The sequence below is a fragment of the Alkalibaculum bacchi genome, assembly GCF_003317055.1.
Classification (GTDB): domain Bacteria; phylum Bacillota; class Clostridia; order Eubacteriales; family Alkalibacteraceae; genus Alkalibaculum; species Alkalibaculum bacchi.
In genome coordinates, this window is the sequence record NZ_QNRX01000004.1 from 1 (window position 1) to 24,573 (window position 24,573).

General features: G+C 36.3%; 23 protein-coding genes. 19 read left to right on the plus strand and 4 right to left on the minus strand.

Going from position 1 to position 24,573, the window contains the following annotated elements:
* Positions 1 to 377 precede the first annotated feature (377 nt).
* The 10 genes from DES36_RS03605 to carB all read left to right on the plus strand — a co-directional run bounded on the left by DES36_RS03605 (position 378) and on the right by carB (position 12,108).
* Positions 378 to 1,247 carry a DUF1002 domain-containing protein gene (locus DES36_RS03605; protein ID WP_113919867.1) on the plus strand — a complete coding sequence of 290 codons (870 nt, stop codon included), beginning with the start codon at positions 378 to 380 and terminating at the stop codon, positions 1,245 to 1,247.
* A gap of 601 nt (positions 1,248 to 1,848) precedes the next feature.
* A complete protein-coding gene (pyrB, locus tag DES36_RS03610) occupies positions 1,849 to 2,769 on the plus strand; it encodes an aspartate carbamoyltransferase (RefSeq protein ID WP_113919868.1) in 921 nt (306 codons plus the stop codon).
* Positions 2,770 to 2,771: 2 nt separating this feature from the next.
* Positions 2,772 to 3,194, plus strand: coding sequence for an aspartate carbamoyltransferase regulatory subunit (locus DES36_RS03615; protein WP_113919869.1), 423 nt, complete (start codon positions 2,772 to 2,774; stop codon positions 3,192 to 3,194).
* A 90-nt stretch (positions 3,195 to 3,284) separates the two neighbouring features.
* Entirely contained in the window at positions 3,285 to 4,427 is a 1,143-nt protein-coding gene (locus DES36_RS03620; RefSeq protein WP_242981686.1) for a dihydroorotase, read from the plus strand.
* On the plus strand, positions 4,414 to 5,268 hold the full coding sequence (gene pyrF / locus DES36_RS03625) for an orotidine-5'-phosphate decarboxylase (RefSeq protein WP_113919871.1): 855 nt from the start codon (positions 4,414 to 4,416) through the stop codon (positions 5,266 to 5,268). The genes DES36_RS03620 and pyrF overlap by 14 nt, the downstream gene beginning before the upstream one ends.
* Complete coding sequence (locus DES36_RS03630; protein ID WP_113919872.1) at positions 5,259 to 5,966, plus strand: dihydroorotate dehydrogenase electron transfer subunit; 708 nt, start codon at positions 5,259 to 5,261, stop codon at positions 5,964 to 5,966. Before pyrF ends, DES36_RS03630 begins: the two co-directional genes overlap by 10 nt.
* On the plus strand, positions 5,959 to 6,861 hold the full coding sequence (locus DES36_RS03635; protein ID WP_113919873.1) for a dihydroorotate dehydrogenase: 903 nt from the start codon (positions 5,959 to 5,961) through the stop codon (positions 6,859 to 6,861). The genes DES36_RS03630 and DES36_RS03635 overlap by 8 nt, the downstream gene beginning before the upstream one ends.
* A 393-nt stretch (positions 6,862 to 7,254) precedes the next feature.
* A complete protein-coding gene (gene pyrE / locus DES36_RS03640; protein ID WP_113919874.1) occupies positions 7,255 to 7,824 on the plus strand; it encodes an orotate phosphoribosyltransferase in 570 nt (189 codons plus the stop codon).
* 12 nt (positions 7,825 to 7,836) lie between these two features.
* On the plus strand, positions 7,837 to 8,883 hold the full coding sequence (locus tag DES36_RS03645; RefSeq protein WP_113919875.1) for a carbamoyl phosphate synthase small subunit: 1,047 nt from the start codon (positions 7,837 to 7,839) through the stop codon (positions 8,881 to 8,883).
* A gap of 9 nt (positions 8,884 to 8,892) precedes the next feature.
* Positions 8,893 to 12,108, plus strand: coding sequence for a carbamoyl-phosphate synthase large subunit (gene carB / locus DES36_RS03650; protein ID WP_113919876.1), 3,216 nt, complete (start codon positions 8,893 to 8,895; stop codon positions 12,106 to 12,108).
* A gap of 253 nt (positions 12,109 to 12,361) precedes the next feature.
* Here the strand turns inward: carB and DES36_RS03655 are convergent, their stop codons facing one another.
* A complete protein-coding gene (locus tag DES36_RS03655) occupies positions 12,362 to 12,736 on the minus strand; it encodes a YbaN family protein (RefSeq protein ID WP_113919877.1) in 375 nt (124 codons plus the stop codon).
* Positions 12,737 to 12,964: 228 nt separating this feature from the next.
* Between DES36_RS03655 and DES36_RS03660 the strand changes: the two genes are divergently transcribed.
* Together DES36_RS03660 and cysK are read left to right on the plus strand one after the other, a co-directional pair.
* Positions 12,965 to 13,357 carry a RidA family protein gene (locus tag DES36_RS03660; protein WP_170128163.1) on the plus strand — a complete coding sequence of 131 codons (393 nt, stop codon included), beginning with the start codon at positions 12,965 to 12,967 and terminating at the stop codon, positions 13,355 to 13,357.
* 95 nt (positions 13,358 to 13,452) lie between these two features.
* Entirely contained in the window at positions 13,453 to 14,385 is a 933-nt protein-coding gene (cysK, locus tag DES36_RS03665) for a cysteine synthase A (protein ID WP_113919879.1), read from the plus strand.
* Between the two features lie 375 nt (positions 14,386 to 14,760).
* Here the strand turns inward: cysK and DES36_RS03670 are convergent, their stop codons facing one another.
* Entirely contained in the window at positions 14,761 to 15,396 is a 636-nt protein-coding gene (locus DES36_RS03670; RefSeq protein ID WP_242981687.1) for a lactate utilization protein, read from the minus strand.
* A gap of 221 nt (positions 15,397 to 15,617) precedes the next feature.
* Complete coding sequence (locus tag DES36_RS03675; protein ID WP_113919880.1) at positions 15,618 to 16,490, minus strand: diacylglycerol/lipid kinase family protein; 873 nt, start codon at positions 16,488 to 16,490, stop codon at positions 15,618 to 15,620.
* A gap of 539 nt (positions 16,491 to 17,029) precedes the next feature.
* On the opposite strand from DES36_RS03675, the gene gndA reads away from it, so the two are divergent.
* The 3 genes from gndA (at position 17,030) to DES36_RS03695 (ending at position 20,258) form a co-directional block, all read left to right on the plus strand.
* Positions 17,030 to 18,472: an NADP-dependent phosphogluconate dehydrogenase gene (gene gndA, locus DES36_RS03685; protein ID WP_113919882.1), complete on the plus strand. Its 1,443-nt coding sequence runs from the start codon at positions 17,030 to 17,032 to the stop codon at positions 18,470 to 18,472.
* Positions 18,473 to 18,548: 76 nt separating this feature from the next.
* Entirely contained in the window at positions 18,549 to 19,529 is a 981-nt protein-coding gene (locus DES36_RS03690; RefSeq protein WP_113919883.1) for a D-isomer specific 2-hydroxyacid dehydrogenase family protein, read from the plus strand.
* Positions 19,530 to 19,538: 9 nt separating this feature from the next.
* A complete protein-coding gene (locus tag DES36_RS03695; RefSeq protein WP_113919884.1) occupies positions 19,539 to 20,258 on the plus strand; it encodes an HAD family hydrolase in 720 nt (239 codons plus the stop codon).
* 83 nt (positions 20,259 to 20,341) lie between these two features.
* On the opposite strand, the gene DES36_RS03700 is transcribed toward DES36_RS03695, so the two are convergent.
* Positions 20,342 to 21,184 carry a MurR/RpiR family transcriptional regulator gene (locus DES36_RS03700; protein ID WP_113919885.1) on the minus strand — a complete coding sequence of 281 codons (843 nt, stop codon included), beginning with the start codon at positions 21,182 to 21,184 and terminating at the stop codon, positions 20,342 to 20,344.
* A gap of 239 nt (positions 21,185 to 21,423) precedes the next feature.
* Between DES36_RS03700 and gnd the strand changes: the two genes are divergently transcribed.
* The 4 genes from gnd to DES36_RS03720 are packed head-to-tail and all read left to right on the plus strand — an operon-like array spanning position 21,424 to position 24,558.
* A complete protein-coding gene (gene gnd, locus DES36_RS03705; RefSeq protein ID WP_113920051.1) occupies positions 21,424 to 22,308 on the plus strand; it encodes a phosphogluconate dehydrogenase (NAD(+)-dependent, decarboxylating) in 885 nt (294 codons plus the stop codon).
* A 21-nt stretch (positions 22,309 to 22,329) separates the two neighbouring features.
* On the plus strand, positions 22,330 to 23,157 hold the full coding sequence (locus DES36_RS03710; RefSeq protein ID WP_113919886.1) for a PTS mannose/fructose/sorbose/N-acetylgalactosamine transporter subunit IIC: 828 nt from the start codon (positions 22,330 to 22,332) through the stop codon (positions 23,155 to 23,157).
* A gap of 16 nt (positions 23,158 to 23,173) precedes the next feature.
* The gene (locus DES36_RS03715; protein ID WP_113919887.1) at positions 23,174 to 24,034 is read left to right on the plus strand and encodes a PTS system mannose/fructose/sorbose family transporter subunit IID; all 861 of its coding nucleotides are present in this window, start codon (positions 23,174 to 23,176) and stop codon (positions 24,032 to 24,034) included.
* 29 nt (positions 24,035 to 24,063) lie between these two features.
* Complete coding sequence (locus DES36_RS03720) at positions 24,064 to 24,558, plus strand: PTS sugar transporter subunit IIB (protein WP_113919888.1); 495 nt, start codon at positions 24,064 to 24,066, stop codon at positions 24,556 to 24,558.
* Positions 24,559 to 24,573 lie beyond the last annotated feature (15 nt).

Genomic DNA, 24,573 nt, shown 5'->3' on the forward strand with positions numbered 1-24,573 from the left:
TTAGATACTATTATAAAGATAAAAATTCGTTAGACTATGTAGATTTAATTTATCAAATATCATAACTACATTATACGAGGTGGTAAGGTGGTAAGCATTAAGGTGGTAAGCAAAAGCACCTGTGCCACCATTAGTCGCTTAAGGATGAAGCGACAAGGGCGTAGTTCCCTACACTATTTCATTTCAAGGCGAGTCAAGGTTTTTCTTACCACCTTACCACTCTACCACCCTACCACCCTACCACCTTACCACCTAGTACCTCTTTTACATAAAACTCAGAACTTACAACTAAAGTGTAAAGCTTCTGTAAAATGGTATTTTATCTCAAAATCTTATGATATAATCAACTAAAATCTACTACTAGGAGGAACAATTTTATGAAGAAAAAATTCATTGCTATATTTTTATTTGCTATTTTATCTTTAAACTCTGCTACGGTATTTGCTGACGCGGCTGTAGGAGATGTCATCGTCACATTAGGCGATAACTTGACAATAACTGAAAAAGAAGCCATATTAGCAGAATTCAACCCACCGGAAAATGCACAGATGATCGTTACTACCAATGCAGAAGAACACAAGTATTTAGGAGATGTAGTTCCAGCAGGAAAGATTGGAAAGAACGCTATTTCTTCTGCTATGATTACTTATACGGAAAAGGGCAGTGGTATCAAAGTGACTACTAGTGATAAAATTACTTATATTACAGAACAGACCTATATCAATGCTTTGGTGACAGCTGGAGTAGAAGACGCCGATATCCAAATTACAGCACCTAAAAATGCATCAGGTACAGCAGCTTTGACGGGGATTATGAAGGCTTATGAAGTATCTACAGGTGAAGTCATCGACGAGGATGTAAAAAAGGTAGCCAATGAAGAGATGATTCGTACAGCCGAATTAGGTGAAGAAATAGGTGACGAAAAAGCTACAGAAATTATCAATGAAATCAAAAGAGAAATCGCGGAAAAGAATCCTAAGACAACAGAAGAAGTTCGAGACATTGTCATTAATATCGTTAATAATTTTAATATGAATTTAAGTGACGCGCAAATCGAAAAACTAGTAGCTCTATTTGATAAAATGAAGGGCTTAGACATCGACTGGAACCAAGTATCCAATCAAATTGAAAACATAGCAGGGAAAGCCTCTGATTATTTATCCTCAGAAGAAGGTCAGGGATTCTTGCAAGGGGTAAAATCTTTTTTCAATGGATTAATAGATTGGATTGCATCTCTATTTAAATAAATGATACGTATAAGCTATACAAAAAAGAAGAGATAATAATAGAAAATTTTTATTGACAATCTAGATACACTCATATAGAATATGTGTAACAAAAAATTACTTTTAACTCGGTACGAGATATTGAGAAGGTATAAATAACAGGAATCCGTGGATTTATTATGCCTCTCTGTATCTTTGGAGAGGCTTTTTTGTATAATAGGGAAATCGTACTTTTGATTTTAGCTTCTAGCTCAGTCATCCTGAGCGTGAGCGAAGGATCTTGACGCAAAAGGAACGCCCAAATGCTAGTGACTAAAGACTAGCGACTAATGCGCCATAGGCACTTTCTTGTTCCTAGAGAAATTTTTACTGTTGTAGTTTTTGTGTATTATAAGAATTTTAAGGGTTGGACGGTTGGACGGGAAAAACCTTTAAGCAGAAAGCTGAAAACTTTCAATGGAACAGTGAAAAACGAACATGGAACATTGAACAGTACATATATGCGACTTTAATTAAACCTCCATAGTATTGTTCATTATTCATTATTCAATGTTCATTGTTCACTGCAACGTAAGTTGCATATTTGCTTACCACCTTACCACCTAAAAAAGGAGTGAACCGCATGTTAAAGGGAAAGCATTTCATAGAACCCCACGATTTTGATTTGAATGAATTAGATAGTATTTTCAGGCTAGCTGATAAGATTATTGCAAACCCTAATGATTATTTAGATGTTTGCAAAGGTAAATTATTAGCTAGCCTTTTTTTTGAGCCATCTACTAGAACTAGATTTAGTTTTGAATCGGCTATGCTTCGATTGGGTGGTCAGATTATAGGCTTTGACGATCCAGGAAATTCATCCGCTGCAAAGGGAGAGTCTTTTGGAGATACAATCCAAACGGTAGGCTGTTATGCAGACATTGCAATTATTCGCCACCCTAAGGAAGGTACTGCCAAGCTGGCTACCAAATATATTGAAGATATGCCTATCATTAATGCTGGGGATGGAGGACACCAACATCCTACACAGACATTGACGGATTTATTGACTATTAGAAATTTAAAGGGAAGTTTGAGCAATCACGTTGTAGGTCTTTGCGGAGATCTTAAATTCGGTCGAACGGTTCATTCTATTGTAAAAGCTTTAAACCGATACAGCAATGTGAAATTCATCTTTATCTCACCTGAAGAACTCACTATTCCTCAATATATAAAGGATGAACTCTCTGCTACGAGCTATACAGAAACCAGCGATTTAGAAAGTGTCATCAGTCAATTAGATATACTATACATGACTAGAGTGCAAAGAGAACGCTTTGTCAGTGAGTTTGAGTATCAAAGATTAAAAGATTATTACATTCTAAATAAAGAGAAATTACAAAAGGCAAAAAAGGATATGATCATCATGCATCCACTGCCAAGGGTCAATGAAATAGCAAAAGAAGTAGACCAGGATAAACGAGCAGTGTACTTTAAACAGGCCAAATTTGGCATGTACGTCCGCATGGCTCTAATTATAAAATTACTAGGCTTGGAGGGGTAAATATGATAAATGTATCAAAGATTAAGAAGGGGATCGTCATTGACCATATCGAATACGGTCATGGATTTCAAATTTTCAAACAGCTAAAACTTGATGAAATAGAAGATGTAGTAGTCATTCTTCGAAATATTCCAAGTAAAAAAATGGGCAAGAAGGACTTAATTAAAATAGAGACGGACTTAGATCTTAACTTTGATATACTAGGTCTAATGGACCCAAATGCTACAGTTAATATTGTAGAAAATGGGGAGATTAAATCTAAAATTAAATTAAGCCTACCTAAGAAAGTATATGGCACTCTAAAGTGCAAAAACCCAAGATGTATCACAAATTGTGAAGAAGTGCCGACGATTGAATTTACTTTAGTGGATTGTAAGAAAAAGGAGTATAAATGCGAGTATTGCGATGCGAGAACTAAATTATAATCAGGTGGTCAGGTGGTCAGGTGAAATCAGCGGTCGCAGAGCGACCCGCTGATTTCACTTAGAACTTAGAACTCAAACGGAGGTATGAGGATGATTATAAAAAATGCAGAGATTGTAGATATACATGGTCGAAGGAAGGGAGATATTCTCGTTAAAGATGGGATTGTTGCAGACACGGATTTTAAGGGAAATTATGAAGATCACCAAATTATTGATGGTTTAAATTATACCCTTATGCCTTCTTTTATTGACATGCACACTCACCTTCGGGATCCGGGCTTTGAGTATAAGGAGGATATGGAAACGGGTATGAGAGCGGCTTTAAAGGGGGGATATACCCATTTGGCGGCTATGGCTAATACCAATCCGATTACGGACAATATGGACATGGTTGTAGAGAATCTTTCAAAGAGTAAAGAGCTTAATTTATGTGATTTCACTCAAATATGTGCTTTGACAAAAGATTTTGAAGAAGAGTTCGTTGATTTAGAAAAAATAATAGCTGTAACAAAGGTATTTTCAAACGACGGAAAGACTGTTGTGGGTGAAAATACCATGAGGGAGGGCTTAAAATTATCAAAGGAGTTCGGATTTCTTCTTGCCACTCATTGTGAACCAGAGGTTGAAGTCGTAAAAAGAGATTTAAATATACTAAGAGAAATGCCTGGAAATTTGCACATTTGCCATGTCAGTGAAAAAGAAACCCTAAACCTTATTAGAAAAGCAAAGAGAGAGGGATTACGCTTTACTTGTGAAGTGACTCCTCATCATGTGTTTGGCAACGATATAGATTATAAAGTCAGCCCACCCTTTGGAACAAAAGCAGATCGTCAGGCCCTCATAGAAGGTATTAAAGATGGAACCATCGATTTATGTGCTACAGATCATGCTCCTCATTCTAAAGAAGACAAAGAAAAAGGCTCCCCTGGAATCAGCAATATAGAAGTAGCTTTTTCTATGTATTGGAAAGTATTTTATGAAGAAAATATTCCACTAGGAAAGTTGAGCCAGATGATGAGCTATGAGCCTGCAAAACTTCTTGATTTGAACTGTGGTGAAATAGTTGTCGATAGAGAAGCAAATCTAGTACTTATCGATGAAAATAGAGAGTCTACTATAGATATAAAGGATTTTGTTTCTAAATCCAATAACAACCCTTTTCACGGACGTAAAGCTAAGGGTAAGGTAGTTATGACTATTAAAAGAGGAGAAATCAAATATGATAATCGATAGATTGTATCAAGAAGCCATAGAAAAAAGTCCCATATGTGTAGGTTTAGATTCACAAGAATCTTATTTTCCACAGTATTTTTCAGATGAGAAAATGAGCATTGGAGAAAAGCTCTTTTTATTCAATAAGAATATTATTGATCATACTTTAGACTTGGTAGCTTGTTACAAGGTTCAAGTAGCCTACTATGAAGCTCTAGGATTAGAAGGCATGGAAGCTTACTCTAAGACCCTGAAGTACATCAAAGAGGTAAATAAAATATCTATTGCAGATATTAAAAGAGGAGATATTTCTGCAACAGGGCAGATGTACGCTAAAGGGCATTTTACAGGAGATTTTGAGGCGGACATGCTGACCATAAACGCTTATATGGGAGAGGACGCCGTATCTCCTTACTATCCTTATATAAAAGAGAGTGGAAAGGGTCTTTTTATTCTCTTAAAAACCTCGAATTCAAGTGCAAAGGAAACACAAGATATGGACTGCAACGGAAAACCCTACTACGAGCATATGGCAAAGCTTGTTGAAAAGTGGGGGGATCCATTTTTAGGAGATTGTGGTTTTAGTTCTATAGGTGCAGTAGTAGGTCTTACTTATCCAAAAGAATTTGAAGTCATTCAAGAACTTTTACCAAAGACCTTTTACTTAGTACCTGGTTATGGAGCCCAAGGAGGAAAAGGTGAGGATATAGGTAGAATACTTAAGAAAAGCAGGTGTGCTGTAATTAATTCTTCTAGAGGGTTAATTACTGCCCACAAGGGTATAAATGAAGGAGAAAACTGCTGGGATGAAATTAGAAGGGCTACCCTGCGAATGAAGGAGGATTTAGAGGCTTGGCTATAGTTGTGGAAAATGAATGTGTACAAGATAATATGTACTCTTTAAGCGTTGAGTATTCAGGAAGCTGTAAAATGGGTCAGTTTTTTATGCTACGGTGTTGGGATTTTGATCCACTTTTATCAAGACCTATTAGCATTTATGATTTCCGAGATGGTATAGTAAAGTTTTTGTATCAAGTAATGGGCAAAGGAACAGAAAAATTATCAAAACTTAAAGCCCAAGATGTAATCACCCTTCAGGGACCTTATGGTAATGGATTTCCTTATTTAGACGAGGAGGATATCACCCTCGTAGGTGGTGGAATGGGTATCGCACCACTGCACTACGCAGCAAAGGAACTATATAGAATCAATCCCAATAGACATATAGAAATTTACCTAGGTGTTCGAGAGGAAAACCCAATAATAAAGCAGTTTAAGGATGAATTTCCAAATGTAAAAGTCAATATTGGAGGCATTATAACAGAAGATATAGAGTATAAAAAAGACCATGTAATTCTTACATGTGGACCTGAAATTATGATGAAAATCATCTCAGAAGAAGGTAAAAATCAAGGAATTACTGTATACACGTCTGTAGAAAAGAGAATGGCGTGTGGCGTTGGCGCTTGTTTAGGCTGTACATGTAAGACGACGAAAGGCAATAAAAGAGCCTGCAAAGATGGTCCAGTGTTTTTGGGGGAGGAAATCTTATATGAGTAGATTAAAGACAAAGTTTATGAATACTGTCATGAAAAATCCCGTAGTAGTAGCATCTGGAACCTATGGATACGGTGAAGAGTACGTAGGTTATTACGATCCGGCACTTTTAGGTGGGGTTTGTAGCAAAGGAATCACTCGCTACCCCAAGCCTGGTAATGATGGCATTCGATTGTGGGAGACCCCAAGTGGTTTACTAAACAGCATTGGTTTAGAAAACCCAGGTATCGAGGTTTTTATAGAGAAGCATTTAAAAAAGATGAACTCCCTAAATACGGCGGTAATCGTTAATATAGGCGGTAATACTATAGATGAATACCTAGAATCTGTAGAGCTATTAAATGGCTGTAATATTGATTTTATTGAGTTAAACATCTCTTGCCCTAATGTAAAGGTAGGGGGCATGGCATTCGGCATAAAGGCAGAATCGGCAGCAGAGGTTGTATCTAAAGTTAGAAAAATAAGTAAGCATAAGATTATGGTTAAGTTATCACCAAATGCAGAAAATATCGTAGAAATGGCAAAAGCTTGTGAAGATAGCGGAGCAGATGGACTTTCCTTAGTAAACACCTTTCAAGGAATGGCTATTGACATTGACAAGAAAAAAACAGTTTTTGATAATCTATACGCGGGATTATCTGGGCCAGCTATAAAACCTATTGCCCTTCGAATGGTCCATCAAGTATACAAAAATGTAAATATCCCTATTATGGGCTTAGGCGGAATAAGTACTTGGCAAGACGCATTAGAGTTTATCATGGCTGGAGCCACCGCTATTCAAATAGGAACAACCAATTTCATCAATCCCATGGCACCTATAGAGATCATTCAGGGATTAGAGAAGTACTGTGAAGAAAACAATGTGGAGAGTATTGGGGAGTTCGTTGGAGTTGTTTAAATGCAGGTGGTAAGGTGGTCAGGTGGTGTGCAAAACCTTTAATGCAGAAAGCAGAAAGCTGAAAGCGGAAAAAACATTTGCTCGCCTTTGGGCGAAGTAGTGTAAGATCCTTCGCTCTGCTCAGGATGACATGTGCGAAGGTTACGAACTGCAGCTATTATTATGCCCTAGGCTATTGCAGCGCCATTCTGAGCCACTGCAGCGCCATTCTGAGCTACTGCTGTGTCATTCTGAGCGCTAGCGAAGAATCTTTGACCCCAGAGGAATACAAAATTCTGATGGCTGAAGACTGGCCGCTGATGGCTAAAGTGCCAAAGGCACTTTATTGCGCATTCCGCATTCAGCTCACAAATTTTTACTTAGAAATTATAATTTACAAGGGAGGCTAAACACATGAGCCAAGAAATCATTAAGATATTAAAAGAAACAGGTGCATTTTTAGAAGGGCATTTTTTATTGTCTTCGGGGAAACACAGTGGGGGATATGTGCAATGTGCTAAGGTTCTTCGGTTTCCAGATAAGGCAGAAAAGGTGCTAAAACCTGTAGTAGAACAATTAAAAGATGTAAAGATCGACAAAGTCATTGGACCTGCAATGGGTGGTGTGGTTGTATCTTATGAAATAGGGCGGCAATTAGGTAAAGAAAGTTTATTTACAGAGAGAAAAGATGGTGTAATGGAACTTAGAAGGGGGTTTGAAATTGTTCCCGGGGACAAGGTGATTATTGCAGAAGACGTGGTAACTACTGGAAAGTCAACCATTGAGACAAAAGAAGCTTTAGAAAAGCTAGGGGCAGAAGTAATAGGCGTTGCCTGTATTGTAAAGCGGGTAAGAGAAGACATAGGTATGCCAATATACTATGCCGTAGATTTAAATATTGAAGTTTATGATTCGCAAGTTTGTCCAATATGTTCAACTGAGCAAGAATTAGTAAAGCCAGGCAGTAGGGATATGAAAAAATAATTGGAGGGTTCTATGAAAGCGTATTTGCAATTAGAAAATGACATTACTTTTGAAGGTAGAGCATTTGGTAAAGTAGGGGATACTGTAGGAGAGGTTGTATTCGATACAAGCATGGCAGGATATCAAGAGCTTATAACAGATCCATCCTACTATGGACAAATCCTTACTATGACCTATCCTCTAATAGGAAACTACGGCATTAATTTAGAAGACGATCAGTCAGAGAGTCCAAAAATTAAAGGGCTAATTGTACGAGAAAAATGTGATTTCCCTAATAATTTCAGATGTGAGTTGGATTTAGAAGGCTATTTAAAGTATAACAATATTATGGGTTTAGAGGGTATTGATACCCGTGCCCTTACGAAAATCATACGAAGAAATGGAACTCTTAGAGGACTTATTAGCCTCCGTAGATTACCCCATACAAAATTAATGGACATGTTAGATGGCTACAATAATTCAAAAGCTGTAGACATGGTTACTACAAAGGAAACGTATACTATTGAAGGATCAGGTAGAAATCTCGCAGTTATAGATTTTGGTATAAAGAACACAATCCTCCAAGCGCTAAAAGACAAAGACCTAAAGATCACTGTGTTTCCAAGTAATACTTCTGTAAGTGAAATCTTAAGTTCAAACCCTCAAGGCTTATTCTTATCTAATGGACCTGGAGATCCTAAAGATTATCCCGAAATTATTGAAAATGTAAAAGCACTCCTTGAAAAGATACCAACTATGGGCAATGGTTTAGGTCATCAGTTTATTGCCTTGGCATTAGGTGGAGATACAGAAAAATTAGCCTTTGGGCATCGAGGATCCAATCATCCAGTAAAAGATATTTACAAAGACAGATCTTATATAACGTCTCAAAATCATGGTTATGTCGTCAGCAAAGTTCCAGAAGATATGGAAATTACACATATTAGTCTTAATGACCAAACCATTGAGGGCTTAAGACATAAGACAAAGCCTATACTATCTGTGCAATTTCAACCAGAAGCATATCCTGGAACAGAAGATATGATTGATATTTTTGACGAATTCATAGAACAATTGTAGGAGGAAATTATGCCAAAAAGAGATGATATAAAAAAGGTATTAGTAATTGGATCTGGTCCCATTGTAATTGGACAAGCAGCAGAATTTGATTATTCTGGAGCGCAAGCTTGCCAATCTTTCATGGAAGAAGGCGTAGAAGTGGTTCTCGTTAATAGTAATCCTGCTACGATTATGACCGATAAAGGAATGGCCGACAAGGTTTATATTGAGCCAATTAATGTAAAGACTATAGAAAAAATTATCAAAATAGAGGGACCAGACAGCATCATTGCCGGAATGGGTGGACAAACAGGGCTAAATATTACATTAGAGCTTCACGATAAAGGGATCCTAGACAAGTACGGAGTAAAGGTCATAGGTACGTCAATTGAGTCCATAAAAAAGGGAGAAGACCGAGAGTTATTTAGAAAACTCATGGAGGAAATTCATCAGCCAGTTATTGAAAGCACAACGGTATCTAATTTAGATGAGGCATTACAATACGCAGAACAAATTGGCTATCCCGTAGTGGTTCGACCTGCCTATACTCTAGGTGGATCTGGTGGAGGAATTGCTGAAAATGTAAATGAGCTTAAAGAAATTGCATCAAAGGGATTACACCTAAGTAGGGTGGGACAAGTGCTTATTGAAAGAAGCATAAAAGGTTGGAAAGAAATAGAATACGAGGTTATACGGGATGGTAAAGGAAACTGTATTGTGGTGTGTAATATGGAAAATGTTGATCCTGTAGGGATTCACACAGGTGACAGCATCGTAGTGGCTCCAACCCAAACTTTAAGCAATAAGGAATGCCAAATGCTTCGTAAGGCATCTTTAGATATTATTAGCGCTATTGGTATAGAAGGGGGATGTAATGTACAGTTTGCCCTTCATCCTAAAAGCTTTGAGTATGCAGTTATTGAAATTAATCCAAGAGTAAGTCGTTCATCTGCTTTAGCTTCTAAGGCAACAGGGTATCCTATTGCAAAGGTAGCATCAAAAATTGCACTAGGATTATCATTAGATGAAATTAAAAATGCCGTGACGAAAAAGACTTTTGCTTGTTTTGAACCAAGTATAGATTATGTAGTAGTTAAAATTCCAAAATGGCCATTTGATAAATTTTACGGTGCTGATCGAAAATTAGGCACTAAGATGATGGCAACTGGTGAAGTAATGGCCATAGGCAATAGCTTCGAAAGTGCTCTTTTAAAAGGGATTAGATCCTTGGAATTAAAACAGTACTCACTAGATCATAAAGGCGTAAAAAAATACTCTCTGCAAGAACTTAGAGAGAAGGTCATGTATCCTAATGATGAGAGATTGTTTTATTTAGCAGAAATGCTCCGAAGAGGGTGCCGAGTTGTAAAATTATCGGAAGAGACGGGTATGGATGAATTTTTTATCAATAAAATTAAGTTTATCGTCGATGAAGAAGAGCAATTAAAGAATACAAAGCCTCAAGATTTAACGGAGGAAAAATTGACTAATTTAAAAGTTAGGGGATTCTCTGACAAGGGCATTGCTGATTTGATGGGAATTTCTCCTAATGAAGTTTATGAAATGAGAGATATGTGGGGAATTTGCACCTCGTACAAAATGGTAGACACTTGTGCTGGCGAATTTGATGCAGTCTCCCCATACTATTATTCTACCTATGACAAAGAAGATGAAGTAGAAGTATCCCAAAATAAAAAGATAATCGTCATAGGCTCTGGTCCAATACGAATTGGTCAAGGCATTGAATTTGACTACTGTTCTGTTCACTGTGTGCAAGCTCTATCGAAATTAGGAGTAGAGACCATTATTATAAATAATAATCCAGAAACCGTAAGTACGGATTTTAATATTTCAGATAAATTATATTTTGAGCCTCTTACAGAAGAAGACACTTACAATATCATACAAAAGGAAAGTCCTGATGGTGTAATCCTTCAATTTGGCGGACAAACAGCTATAAAATTAGCAGAATTCTTTGAAAGCAAGGGCATCCCTGTGCTGGGCACATTACCTAAGGATATTGATGCAGCAGAAGACCGTGAAAAATTTGAAGAAATCCTAGAAAAACTAAACATCAAGCGCCCAAAAGGCAAGGGAATCTGGACTTTAGAAGAAGGTCTTGCTGTGGCAGGAGAGCTAGGCTATCCAATATTAGTTCGGCCTTCCTATGTATTAGGTGGACAGGGAATGGAAATATGTTATGATGACTCTGAATTAGAGTTTTATTTAGGCGATGCATTTTCTAAAGACAAGAAAAATCCTGTATTAGTAGATAAATACTTAAACGGCATGGAAATAGAAGTAGACGCCATATGCGATGGAGAAGATGTGCTTATTCCCGGAATTATGGAACATCTTGAAAGAGCGGGGATTCATTCAGGAGACAGCATTAGCTTGTATCCTCCACAAAATGTATCGCAAAAGACAAAAGATAAGATAGTAGAGTATACAAAAGAGCTAGCCCTTTCATTAAATGTAATGGGAATGATAAATATCCAATTTATTGAGTATAATGGGGAGCTATATATTATCGAAGTAAACCCTAGATCTAGTAGGACAGTGCCTTATATTAGCAAAGTGACAGGAGTGCCTATAATTGATATCGCTACAAGAATTATGCTAGGCGAGAAATTAAAGGATTTAAGCTATGGAGTAGGAATCTACCCAGAATCAAAGCTCATTTGTGCAAAAGTCCCTGTATTCTCGACAGAGAAATTGCCAAAAGTAGAAGCCAGCTTAGGTCCTGAAATGCGCTCAACAGGTGAAGTACTAGGTGTTAGTGACAATCTATTAGGGGCTCTTTATAAAGGGTTGACAGCAGCAGGCATGGATATGTCGCATAGAAAGAGAAGAGTATTAGTAACTTTACGAGAGAAAGATAAGGAAGAATTTAAACCTTTGGCACTAAAGATGAAAGAGATGAATTATGAATTCTTTGCTACAGAAAACACAGCAAATTATTTAGAAAGCATAGGAATCAAAGTAGATGTGGTGAAGAAAATTCACGAAGGCAGCCCTAATATCCTAGATATTATTCGTACAGGCAATATTGATATGGTCTTTAATACGCCAACTAAAGGAAATGACTCTAAAAGAGATGGCTTTGCCATAAGAAGAACAGCTATAGAGTCCTCCGTAGAACTCATGACCAGTTTAGATAAAGCAAAGGCCATTGTGGAGATTCTATATGCTAATATAAATGAAGAAGATTTAGAACTTTATGAAATAGCCGAGTACGGGAAATAGTATGACGTAAATAGGAATGCTAAAAACCATCGAGAGTGTGTTGTTGCTCGATGGTTTTATTTTAGCTGAAAGCGGAATGTGGAAAGCGGAACTCTCTATGCATTGTAGTGCAAAAAACTGTAAAATCGCCTCTACTAAGCTACTGAAGTCATCCTTGAGCGAAGCGAAGGATCTAAGACCCGAAAACCTACCTAAAAGGAATGTATAAGTGCTGATGACTGACCTTGATTACTGACCCAAGCTCGTGCTCGAGTTATTCTCTTAATGTCTCCCTTGAAGCAATATGGTAAGTCACAGCACTGGCTATAAAGAATATAGCTACTTTTGCAAAGGATGGTATTTGAGAAAATATAATACAACAGCTTATACTGATCCAAAGTGCCGTTAAAGCGTAAATTTTTACTTTTAGAGTGATGCCACCTTTATTTCGGTAATCATCAATATACTTACCAAATACTTTATGATTGAGCAGATACTCATAAGCCCTATTTGAACCTCTAAAATAACAAGCAGCACTAAGAAGTAAAAAGGGTGTTGTAGGCAATACAGGAAGAACCATTCCTATGATTCCTAAACCTAGTGAAATAGTACCGATACCTACTAGAAAATAACGAAGTACACTAGTCATAAAAAACCTCCTCAAAATATATAGTCGATAGTGTAAATCGAGAAATCAATTATTTGTTAAGAATAGAAACACTATCTTAATTATTCTACAAAAAATTCACATTCAAACATTTTATGACAAATTGAATGTGAAAGTGAGAAAGAGAGAACAATAAAACTGTTTGGTAAAGTCGTTATTGTGGTATATTGATTATATAAAACATATAGGAATTCTTAACAATAAGAGAGGATGAAATTATTGAATTTAGAAATCATTCATACGAAAAAAGCACCTGAGGCTATTGGCCCATATTCACAAGCAATAATAGTAGGAAACTTTGTGTTTACTTCTGGTCAAGTTCCCCTAAATCCTGAAACTGGAGAAGTAGTATGTACAGACGTAGAAGGGCAAGCAAAGCAAGCTTTAGAGAATGTAAAAAATGTGCTAGAAGCAGGGGGCAGTGATTTAAACCATGTGGTAAAAACTACTGTTTATATTCAAAACATGGATGACTTTGGGAAAATTAATGAAATATACGCTTCTTATTTTATTAATGTATTTCCTGCAAGATCTTGCGTAGAGGTATCAAAATTACCAAAAGGTGTATTAGTAGAAATAGAAGCTATAGGAATACTGAAATAATATTTGAAAAACTATTGACATTTTCATCGAAAATGAATAAAATTAATATAACATATAAAACATATCGAATTAGTATGAAATAACGGAGGGGTATTATGAGTAAAATAGCTAAAAGTCTAACGGATTTAATTGGAAATACACCATTATTAGAATTATCAAATTACAACAAAAGCAATGACTTAGGTGCTACTGTAATAGCAAAGCTAGAATATTTTAATCCATTAGGTAGCGTTAAAGACCGTATTGGTTATGCAATGGTCAAAGACGCAGAAGAAAGAGGCATCCTAAAGGAAGGCGCTACGATTATCGAGTCTACTAGTGGAAATACTGGTATTGCTCTTTCCTTTGTGGCTGCAGCTAGAGGATATAGAATGATTATAACTATGCCTGATACCATGAGTATGGAGAGAAGAAATCTTTTAAAGGCATTAGGTGCAGAGCTTGTATTAACACCAGGTGCTGATGGTATGAAAGGAGCTATTGCCAAAGCAAAAGAATTACAAGCTGAAATTCCAAATAGCTTTATACCACAACAATTTAATAATCCTGCAAATCCAGAAATCCACAAGGAGACTACTGCAGAAGAGATATGGAGAGACACAGATGGTGCAGTAGACATTATTATTGCAGGTGTAGGAACAGGCGGAACGGTTACAGGTGTAGGAGAAGTACTAAAGAATAAAAAACCAAGTGTTCAAGTCATCGCAGTAGAACCAACGGATTCACCAGTTCTTTCCGGTGGAAAACCAGGTGGACACAAAATCCAAGGAATCGGAGCTGGATTTGTTCCAGAAGTATACAATAGTGAATTTATAGATGAAATCTACCAAGTAACAAATGATGAAGCATTTGAAGCATCAAGAGCAGCATCAAAGAGTGAAGGTTTATTAGTAGGTATCTCATCAGGAGCAGCACTACATGCAGCAACAGAAGTAGCAAAGAGACCTGAAAATAAAGGTAAGACAATTGTAGTAATCCTACCAGATACAGGAGAAAGATATCTTTCAACAGCATTGTATCAGGAGTAAAATGTGTATCGAAAAAGTCTTTAGAATCGTTGATTCTAAAGACTTTTTGTTATTTAGAAGATAATGTCTGTTGTGAGTGCGATTCTTCGTAGAAATTTATCTGTTCGTTGGGCGGGAAAAACTGTAAGCGGAAAGCTGAATGCTGAAAGAAGAGCTCATGCAGTGTGATGGGAGAGACTATAGGATTGCCTCTGTTAAGCTACCGAGCTCCCCAAAGATGACAAATCAAAAACTATATATACATATATCTGACATTTGAGTTCGAAGTTCTATGTAAAGGAACCATAATTAAACAGTCGTTAAAAGCATTTGCCACCAAAGGTGGCTATAGGGTTTTGCTGACCACCTTATCACCTGACTACCTGACCACCTTATCTAGTATCCTAAATTCTCTCCAACCAAAATAATCTTCACCCTTCCTACTTCCATACTTCTTCTCGTAACAGTAATAGTAGAACAAATACTGTCATCTCCAAAGCAGTTGCCACATACTCCTATTTTAGCGCAAGGGCTGTCTTTGCTTAGTCTTAGGGTGTTTTTGGGGGAGGCGATATTTTGTGCTCTCCAGATTGCTTCGTCGATATCTTTACATATTTTATTCATACCTACAATCACGATTACATTTTTAGGTCCAAAAGCTAGAGCCGCCACTCGATTGCCTGCCCCATCAATATTGACGAGCTCCCCTTTAATGGTAACAGCATTAGAGCTCATAAGGTAATAATCGCTAAAGATGGATTTCATAGCGGATTCTCTTAGCTCTTCAGGGGTGCTGCCGTCTTTTCGATTTACATAAGTATAATTACCACTTTTTATAGCATCTAATAAGCCAATTTCAATAATAGATTCAGAACCACCATGGGATACTACAGAGCCTTGTGGTACTAGTTCTAAGGCCTTTTGTAGTGCAGATTCCTTATCGGGACAGTAGAAAGACTGAAATCGTCTCTTTTCAAATTGGGGCATTAATGTGTTTGCCATATTTTCGTAATGCTTGTTTACTGGTTTCACAGAATCACTCCTTCATTTATGTTTCTTTGCCAATAAAATAAGTGTAATACAAAAGTATACTTTTATTATATTTTAAGTCTTTATATTGTAGACTTTTGATTTTTTAGGGGAAAGCAAAAATGGTTGGACGGGAAAAGACCTATATGCGGAAAGTTGAATGCTGAAAGCGGAAACTTTTCAATTGTTTAACTATCGTTTGATGTGCGGGACACGCTTTCTTTTCAAGGAACGATAATATCAATACCCTTCTCTATAAGCTTGAAATGAGCTTTGTTTGTAATGGAAACTTCACCATCCAGATTAAGAGGAAAGGGATTATCACTAGTTATGAGGATTTCTTTTCCTTTTACAAGTTGAACTTCTTTAATATCTCTGTGCTTGCCCTTCATATACTTAGGTAGTACGCGGAACATCTTTTCTTTAGACATATGTTTAACATGGCATATGTCAAAGTATCCATCGTCTAATTTGGCATCAGGAGCAGGCAGTACTCCTCCACCATAAAATTTTCCGTTTGCTATAGCAGTTAAAAGAGTTTTTGCATGGAAAGCTTGGTCGTCAATTTGAATATTTAAATCCCAACCTTTATAAGAAAATATGGTAAGTAGTGCAGAGACAAGATATGCAAGACTTCCTGAAAAGTACTTTTTCGTCTTTTGTGTTCTAATTGCTACTTGTGTATCCAGTCCAATACTGGCCATATTAATAAAGTATCGATCATTGCACATACCTAGGTCAATTGTCTTAACTTTACCATGTATTGTATCTAAAATGTACTGTTCAGGTTCTTTAGGATCGCCTATACTTCGAACGAAATCATTTCCAGATCCTGCTGGGACCACACCAAGAACAGTTTTAGAGCCTACAATTCCATTGACTACCTCATTAACTGTCCCATCACCGCCAACTGCAATGATTCTTTTATAATTATTTTCAATGCCCCACCGGGCAGTATCTTCAGCGCCCCCTACACGTGGGGTTAGTTTTATCATATATTCTACATTTTCTTTCTCACAGATCCTTTTTATAATGGACATAAGTTCAATAGATTTTCCTTTTCCTGCTACAGGGTTGAGTACAAAGAATAATTTCATTAGATTCTCCTATTGTTGTATATGTATTGTTATTTTTATCATACAGTAAATAGTTGTTTTGCGCTATATTATTCTTTAGTTGGAAGGTTGGACGAGAAAAACATATTAGCGGAAAGCGGAAAGCGGAAAGCGGAATGCGGAAGAAAACCAAACTCGCCTTTAGGCGAGATAATGGCTTTTCTGAACTTCTTCTCTTTATGGTAGGTGAAAGTAGGATCTCGCCTAAAAATTTTCATTACCTCGCGAAAGCGAGTGGCAGTTTTCAGCTTTCTGCAAAAAAATTCAAAAGTTGCGCACTATTGTTAGAGCACTAATCCACTATTACTCAAAATTTAAATAGCAAAGAATAATGATAATATGTTCATAAATGGTCATCCTAATTTTATCTTCTAAGAAATCTCTTTATTAACGATAAGTGAAAAAAAGTTACTGTTAATAATAAAAATAATGTAAATAATTTTCATTAAAGTCTTTTATATGACTTTTTATTTTGATAGAATAGCTAAAGTGACATTCACATAAAAGAGGAGGATTATTTTATGTCAAAACAACAAATAGGTGTAGTAGGTATGGCCGTTATGGGGCGAAACATAGCCTTGAATATTGAAAGTCGCGGATATACGGTTGCTTTATATAATCGAACGGAGGCAAAAACATCTGAAGTTATAGCGCAAAACCCAGGTAAGCAGTTAAAAGCAACTTATAGCATTGAAGAATTTGTAGGAAGTCTAGAATCTCCACGTAAAGTTCTACTAATGGTTCAAGCTGGGGCTGGTACAGATTCTACTATTGAAAATTTACTGCCACATTTAGATAAAGGAGATATCCTTATCGACGGTGGAAATACATTTTTTAAAGATACTATGCGAAGAAGCGAATATTTAGCAAGAAAGGGAATCAATTTTATTGGTACTGGTGTTTCTGGTGGAGAAGAAGGTGCTTTATTAGGACCTGCTATAATGCCTGGTGGTCAGAAAGAGGCTTATAAATTAGTGGCTCCTATTCTAGAAAAAATCGCTGCGAAAGCAGAAGATGGTAAACCTTGTGTTACTTACACTGGCCCAGATGGAGCTGGCCATTTTGTAAAGATGGTTCATAATGGCATTGAGTATGGAGATATGCAATTGATTGCTGAAGCTTATGACATTTTACATCGTGGACTTGGTTTATCTCCTAAGAAAATCGGTCAAATATTTGAAAAGTGGAATCAGGGGGAATTGGATAGCTTCTTGATGGAAATCTCAGCACAAATTCTTCAAACAGAAGACCCAGATACAGGTAAACCAATGGTCCATGTCATTATGGACAAGGCTGGCAACAAAGGAACAGGAAAATGGACATCACAAAGTGCCTTAGATTTAGGAGAACCTTTATCGCTGATTACGGAATCTGTTTTTGCTCGTTTTATCTCTTCTCAAAAAGAACAAAGAATAAAGGCAAGTAAAATCATTCCATCTGTAGAGTCCCAAATAAGCTTTGATGAAAAGAGCAAGGATGAATTTATTCAAACTCTTGGAAAAGCACTGTACTTTAGCAAAATTATGAGCTATGCTCAAGGCTTTGCCCAAATGAGTGCAGCAAGTGAAGAATATAATTGGCAATTGCCTTATGGTGAGATCGCAAGCATATTTAGAGCAGGTTGTATTATCCGCGCTAAGTTCTTACAAAAGATTACAGATGCCTATAGCAAAAATCCGAATTTACAAAATTTAATGTTAGATGACTATTTCTTAAGTATCGTATCTGAAAATCATGAAGCCGTACGTAAAGTGGTTTCAACAGCAATTTCTATAGGAATTCCTGTACCAACATTTGCTAGCGCAATAACTTATTACGATTCTTACCGCTCGGAGGTTTTGCCAGCGAACTTAATTCAAGGACAAAGGGATTTTTTTGGCGCTCATACCTATAACCGAGTAGACAAACCAGGAACGTTTCACTTCCATTGGAACGAAGGCAAGGAAGAGTTGTTAGATAAGTAAAATAGGTACAATTGAAGATTCGTAAATGCAAGTAGTAGTGAAATAAAAAATTATATAGTACAGGGGGTCCCTAATAATGAGTAATTATAAAATTGCAATCGTCAACTCTAGTAGTTTTGGTAAATGGTTTTCAAAACATATAGAGCGTTTAGAGGCTATTGGGCCAGTTGAAAGATTTACCTTTGATAATGATATTGACGGAGTTACATTAGCTAAGGAACTAGAAGGGTTCAATATTATCATTTCAAGTGTTACACCATTCTTTACAAAAGAATTTTTTGAACATAAGGATGAATTGCTCTTAATCTCTAGACACGGAATCGGTTATAACAATATTGATTTAGATGCAGCCAAAGAAAAGAAAACCATAGTAACCATTGTACCACCATTAGTGGAACGAGATGCCGTAGCAGAAAACGCTATTGCAAACTTAATGTCCATTTTGCGTCGAACGGTAGATTCATCAAAAGCAGCTGCAGATAACCGTTGGACAGAGCGTGCAACTTTTATGGGACACAATTTAACAGGCAAAACCGTAGGTGTCATTGGTTGTGGCAATATTGGCAGTCGAGTGGCTGAAATATTAAAACATGGTTTTAATACCCGCCTATTAGTGACAGACCCTAATGTAGATAATGAGTGGGCTGAAAAACATGGCGCTGAGATTGTTGAATTAGACGAACTCCTTACTCAAGCCGATGTGATTTCATTAAATGCCTCATTAAATGATACAAGTTATCAAATATTAGATAAAGAAGCTTTCTCAAAAGTGAAACGGGGGGTCTATATTACAAATACAGCTCGTGGAGCATTGATAGAAGAAGAAGCTTTACTTGAAGCGATTGATAAAGGTATTGTTTGTGCAGTTGCTACAGATGTAATGGTTAAAGAGCCAGCTCCTAATACACACCCCTATTACAGCAATGCTCGAATACTTGTAACTCCACATACATCAGCTTACACCTTTGAATGTTTAGAAGGTATGGGAGAAAAATGTGTCACAGATGTAGAGCGAATCATCAAAGGGGAAACTCCAGATAGCGTAGTTAGTAAATAGGGCTGAGAGATGAAAAAAATTGAATTGTTTATTTTTGATATGGATGGTCTGATGTTTGATACGGAAAGGCTTGTATATGGCGCTTATATTAAAACGGCCAAGGAATATGACTTTGAAATCAATAGCACGGTTTTTAGTCATGTATTAGGTAAGACAAGACCTGATATTATTAAAACCTTATCTACAATATATGGTCCAGATGCTCCTATAGCAGAATGGCGAAAAGCTATCTTAGAATGTAAGGAGCAGTTAATAGAGGAAAACAAGCAAGTGCATAAAAAGCCTGGATTAATTGAAATCCTTGAGTTGGCAAAGAAGCATAATGCGAGGATTGCAGTAGCTTCTTCTTCTAATCGAAAGCAAATTGAGCGCTATTTAAAAATGGAACAAGTGGATCATTATTTTGATGTGATTGTAGCAGGAGATGAAGTGAAAAACGGAAAGCCAAGTCCAGAGATTTTTCTCACTGCTTGTTCAAAGGCTAATATCGAACCTGATAAAGCAATTGTATTAGAAGATTCGCCTGCTGGCATTAATGCAGCTCGCAGTGCAGGGATATCCTCTTTTTATGTGAAAGATAACTTTAGTGATTTGCCAAAAAAAGATGGAATTTATAAGATTCAAGTAGATATATCGACTTTAGAATATCAACCTGCTCCAGCAGATTATGTTTTTAACAGCTTGCTAGAAGTGTGTGAATTTTTAGATCAAAAAAATTGCACACTATAAATATACAAAAATAGCTTCAAAACCTATAGTGTTTTGAAGCTATTTTTGTATAATTAAGTGCTTTTGAATAATACTAATTATGTTTAGTTATCGATTCGAGTTGTATTAATTACGTTTCGAATCTTAGTAAAGTACTCTTCATTATCGTCAATTTTAATGGCGTACATCATAAAAAGTGCATCTACCAGTGTGATTTGTGAAACTAATGAGGAAACTGCCTCCGGTCGGTAGTTTGTCTCATCAGAAACAGATACTAGCACGATATCGCTTAGTTTCGTTAATGGAGACGTCATATTACTTGTGATAGAAATAATAGGTACTCCATTTTTTTTGGCTATTTTAGCGATTTCAAGAGAATCTTTATTTCTACCAGTATGTGAAATAATTAAAGCACAGTCCTGATTTGTCAAACTAGCGACATGCATCAATTGAAAATGAAAATCTTGAAGAAAGCTACATTTAAGAGAAGTTCGCATAAAACGATGAAATGCATCTAGAGCTACAACTTGAGATGCACCTAATGCAAAAATATTGCATGTTTTTGCATTAGCTAAAATTTCGATTGCCTTTACGAGAGTTTCTTCTTGCAGCATTAATTGTGTCTCTTTTAAAGAGAGCTTTCCCATATAAAAAGAATTGGAAGCAATATCACAATAAGAATCATCCTTGTTAATGAATGGAAAAAACTTTATTGTTGTATTTTGGGTGTTTTCATAAATCTTGAGTTTCATATCTTGAAAAGAGCCATAGCCTAGTTTTTTAGTAAGACGAGAAATCGTCGCAATAGAGACATTTGTTGCTTCAGAAATATCTTGGATCGTCATCCTAGCAGCAGTTTCTATATTTTCAAGAATGTAATCGACGACTTTTCTTTGAGACTTTGTTAAACTTGTATAATCTTTTCCGACAATGCTCTGAAAAGACATAATATCACCGCCCTTTTAGGGTTTTAATAGAGAAAAAAATTTTCGAAAAATCAAAAAAAGATGATTTGTTTTATTATATTTTAACTTACAATTTTTTATAAAGCAAGTAAATTAAGATAAGACATTATTCATATTAATAAAATAATGAAAATATTTTTCAATATATCATTGACAAAATGCAAAAAATTTTTAAAATGTAAACGTCAACAAGAGGAGGAGTATAAGTGGACAAAATCGGAATGATTGGTCTTGGCAAAATGGGATTAAGCTTGACCAAAAATCTTACTAGAAATGGAGTTTATGTCGTAGGCTATGACAATATGGCGGCTATTGATCAAGACGAAATAAATCAATTATTTATTCAAGCAGGTTCTTTATCAGCATTAATTGATTCACTACCTACACCTCGAGTTATATGGTTAATGGTTCCTGCTGGAGATATAACTCGTTCTGTAATTGAGGAATTAAAAACTCATTTATCAGAGGGGGATATCGTCATTGATGGTGGGAATTCTTTTTATAAGAATTCAGTAGAAAATTATAATGATCTAGCACAATGTGGTATTTCATTTCTAGATTGCGGTACATCCGGTGGCGTAAATGGTGCACTAAATGGTGGGAATTTTATGATTGGCGGAGATAAAGAGGTTTTTGATGTAGTCGAACCGATCTTTAAAAAAATAGCATGTGAAAATGGCTATTTGTACACAGGGAAGCCTGGCAGTGGACATTATTTAAAGATGGTCCATAATGGGATTGAGTATGGCATGATGGCTGCTATAGGTGAAGGATTTGATTTATTAGAGCATTCTCAATACGATTACGACAACGAAAAAGTAGCAAAACTTTGGAATAATGGCTCTGTAATTCGTTCTTGGTTAATTGAGTTAATAGAAGAAGCTTTTAAAGAAGATCCAAAACTAGAAAAGATAAAAGGGATAATGTATTCCTCTGGTGAAGGTAAGTGGACAGTAGAAGAAGCATTAGATTTGCAAGTTTCTATTCCAGTTATTACTACATCCTTAATGATGCGATATCGTTCGTTAGAAGAGGATACTTTTACTGGGAAAGTAGTAGCATCACTGCGAAATGGCTTTGGTGGTCATGTAGTAAAAAAGAATTAGAGCTAATAAGGAGGATGAAAAATGGAAGTAAGTGTATTTCAAGCATTAGCAATTGCTGTATGGATAGCTCTTGTTATGAGTCGTAGTTTATTAGGTGGCGCAACATTAACCATGCGTTTTTCACCATTGATGACGGGCTTAGTTGTAGGAATTGTCTTTGGACAAGTATCAGAAGCTATGATTATTACAGCCGCTATTCAATTAATTTATATGGGTGTTTTTTCTCCAGGTGGTCAAATGCCATCTGAACCTGCAATTGCAGCGGCTATTGCAGTACCTGTAGCATTGTTAAGTAATTTAGAGCCAGAAGCAGCTATTGGAGTAGCTGTTCCAGTAGGTCTTTTAGGGTCTTATTTGTATCAATTTAGATTTTTTATCAATACTTTAATCATGCAAAAATTTACGGATAAATATGCAGCAGAAGGGAATGAAAGGATGTTGACCATGTCTATCATCGTATACCCAATAATAGCATCATTTATCATTTATGTACCATTTATGTTTGTGGCTCTATATTATGGGGCTCCTGTAATTGCAAGTATTGTAGAATCTAATTCAGGTAGCGTATTATTCCACATTCTAACAGTTATAGGTGGCGGACTTGCCGCTATTGGTATCGCTGTTACAGTATATGTTATTGGTAAGAAAAGTTATATTGTCTTTTTCTTATTAGCATATTTCATGGCAGTAATACTTAAGGATTTAGGTATTACAATGGTAACCTACGCAATCATCGGAGCTATCATTGCGTTCATCTATGTATTGTCTAAGAGTGAGGGTTCATCAACTCCTCAAGTTGCTCAAGGTGGATCAACAGTTGCTCTTGATGATGACGATGATGACTATTAAAAGGGAGGACTAAGATATGAGTAATCAAATTCAAAAAGATGTAAGTCTTAAACCAGAAGAAGTTACGAAAAAAGATGTAGGTATGGCTTGGTTAAGATTTTACTTTGCAAATGAAATACCACATGCTTTTGATAGATATATTTCACCTGCATTAATGTGGGCATTAATGCCAATACTAAAAAAGCTATACAAAGATAAAAACGATTTAATTGCAGCATATCAGCGACATCTATTGTTCTTTAATACTCAATTATCATGGGGTGGTGGAACAATTACAGGTATTATGGCATCTCTTGAACAAGTACGTGCAAATGAAATGTACAATGGGGATCCAATTAGCATCAATGATGATCTAATCTACAATACAAAATCAGGCTTGATGGGTGCCTTAGCAGGTATTGGGGATTCCATTGATTCAGGTACCGTACAATATATTTTCATTGCAATAGCATTGCCATGGGCACAAGCTGGTTCAGCAATGGGAGCATTATTCCCATTTGTCTTCTTTGCTTCCTATCAATTAGCAATTGGATATTATTTTGCGGAACTTGGTTTTAGATTAGGGCGATCAGCAGCTTCTGAAGTTGTTGGAAGCAAGATGAAAGGTATTATCGATGGACTATCTATTTTAGGTTTGTTCATGATGGGCATTTTAGCAGCAAATTACGTTAAAGTAAGCTCCTCTTTAGCTTTTAATCTTTCAGGTAAAGACTTTGTTATTCAAGATATTTTGAATAGTGTCATGCCTGGTATTTTACCTTTATTAACAGTTGGTGGTGTATATTTCTTCTTTGTAAAGAAGGGCTTAAAAGTTACAAATGCTTTAATTGGTTTGACGATTATTTTAGCAGTATTAGCTGCAATCGGAATTTTATAAAAAAATATTCAATAGAGGAGAGGTAGATTATGGGAGAAGTTGCTTTAGCACGTGTTGATGCACGTTTAATACATGGGCAGGTAATGACAAACATTATTCAATCTGCAGGAGCTACTGCAATATTTGTTGCAGATACACCATCTGCAAATGATGAATTTACGAAAAACATCTTATTAAGTGCTGGCTCAAGGACTGGTTTAAAGGTTCGCGTCTTAAAAGAAGATGGAGCAGTAAGATATTGGAATGATAGACAATACGATAATTATAAAGTCGTTTTGTTGACAAAAACCGTTAAAGCTATGGTGGATATTATTAAAGGCGGTGTACCTGTAAAACAATTAAACCTTGGGGGAATTCCTCAAAAGCCAGGTCTTACAAGTGTCATTCCTGAAGTATCAATAACCAAAGAAGAATTGGATATGTTAGTAGAAGTAAACGAAAAGTACGGAGTAGATATTTACTTCCAAGCTATTCCATCTTCTAAGAAGGTAACGTTAAAAGAAGCTATTAAATTATTTGATTAATAGGGAAAGAGTGAT

Bases quoted from the DNA above. Each gene is read 5' to 3' on its own strand.
- DES36_RS03605 (WP_113919867.1), top strand. From the start codon at position 378: ATGAAGAAAAAATTCATTGCTATATTTTTATTTGCTATTTTATCTTTA.
- pyrB (WP_113919868.1), top strand. From the start codon at position 1,849: ATGTTAAAGGGAAAGCATTTCATAGAACCCCACGATTTTGATTTGAAT.
- DES36_RS03615 (WP_113919869.1), top strand. From the start codon at position 2,772: ATGATAAATGTATCAAAGATTAAGAAGGGGATCGTCATTGACCATATC.
- DES36_RS03620 (WP_242981686.1), top strand. From the start codon at position 3,285: ATGATTATAAAAAATGCAGAGATTGTAGATATACATGGTCGAAGGAAG.
- pyrF (WP_113919871.1), top strand. From the start codon at position 4,414: ATGATAATCGATAGATTGTATCAAGAAGCCATAGAAAAAAGTCCCATA.
- DES36_RS03635 (WP_113919873.1), top strand. From the start codon at position 5,959: ATGAGTAGATTAAAGACAAAGTTTATGAATACTGTCATGAAAAATCCC.
- pyrE (WP_113919874.1), top strand. From the start codon at position 7,255: ATGAGCCAAGAAATCATTAAGATATTAAAAGAAACAGGTGCATTTTTA.
- DES36_RS03645 (WP_113919875.1), top strand. From the start codon at position 7,837: ATGAAAGCGTATTTGCAATTAGAAAATGACATTACTTTTGAAGGTAGA.
- carB (WP_113919876.1), top strand. From the start codon at position 8,893: ATGCCAAAAAGAGATGATATAAAAAAGGTATTAGTAATTGGATCTGGT.
- DES36_RS03655 (WP_113919877.1), bottom strand. From the start codon at position 12,736: ATGACTAGTGTACTTCGTTATTTTCTAGTAGGTATCGGTACTATTTCA.
- DES36_RS03660 (WP_170128163.1), top strand. From the start codon at position 12,965: ATGAAATTATTGAATTTAGAAATCATTCATACGAAAAAAGCACCTGAG.
- cysK (WP_113919879.1), top strand. From the start codon at position 13,453: ATGAGTAAAATAGCTAAAAGTCTAACGGATTTAATTGGAAATACACCA.
- DES36_RS03675 (WP_113919880.1), bottom strand. From the start codon at position 16,490: ATGAAATTATTCTTTGTACTCAACCCTGTAGCAGGAAAAGGAAAATCT.
- gndA (WP_113919882.1), top strand. From the start codon at position 17,030: ATGTCAAAACAACAAATAGGTGTAGTAGGTATGGCCGTTATGGGGCGA.
- DES36_RS03690 (WP_113919883.1), top strand. From the start codon at position 18,549: ATGAGTAATTATAAAATTGCAATCGTCAACTCTAGTAGTTTTGGTAAA.
- DES36_RS03695 (WP_113919884.1), top strand. From the start codon at position 19,539: ATGAAAAAAATTGAATTGTTTATTTTTGATATGGATGGTCTGATGTTT.
- DES36_RS03700 (WP_113919885.1), bottom strand. From the start codon at position 21,184: ATGTCTTTTCAGAGCATTGTCGGAAAAGATTATACAAGTTTAACAAAG.
- gnd (WP_113920051.1), top strand. From the start codon at position 21,424: ATGATTGGTCTTGGCAAAATGGGATTAAGCTTGACCAAAAATCTTACT.
- DES36_RS03710 (WP_113919886.1), top strand. From the start codon at position 22,330: ATGGAAGTAAGTGTATTTCAAGCATTAGCAATTGCTGTATGGATAGCT.
- DES36_RS03715 (WP_113919887.1), top strand. From the start codon at position 23,174: ATGAGTAATCAAATTCAAAAAGATGTAAGTCTTAAACCAGAAGAAGTT.
- DES36_RS03720 (WP_113919888.1), top strand. From the start codon at position 24,064: ATGGGAGAAGTTGCTTTAGCACGTGTTGATGCACGTTTAATACATGGG.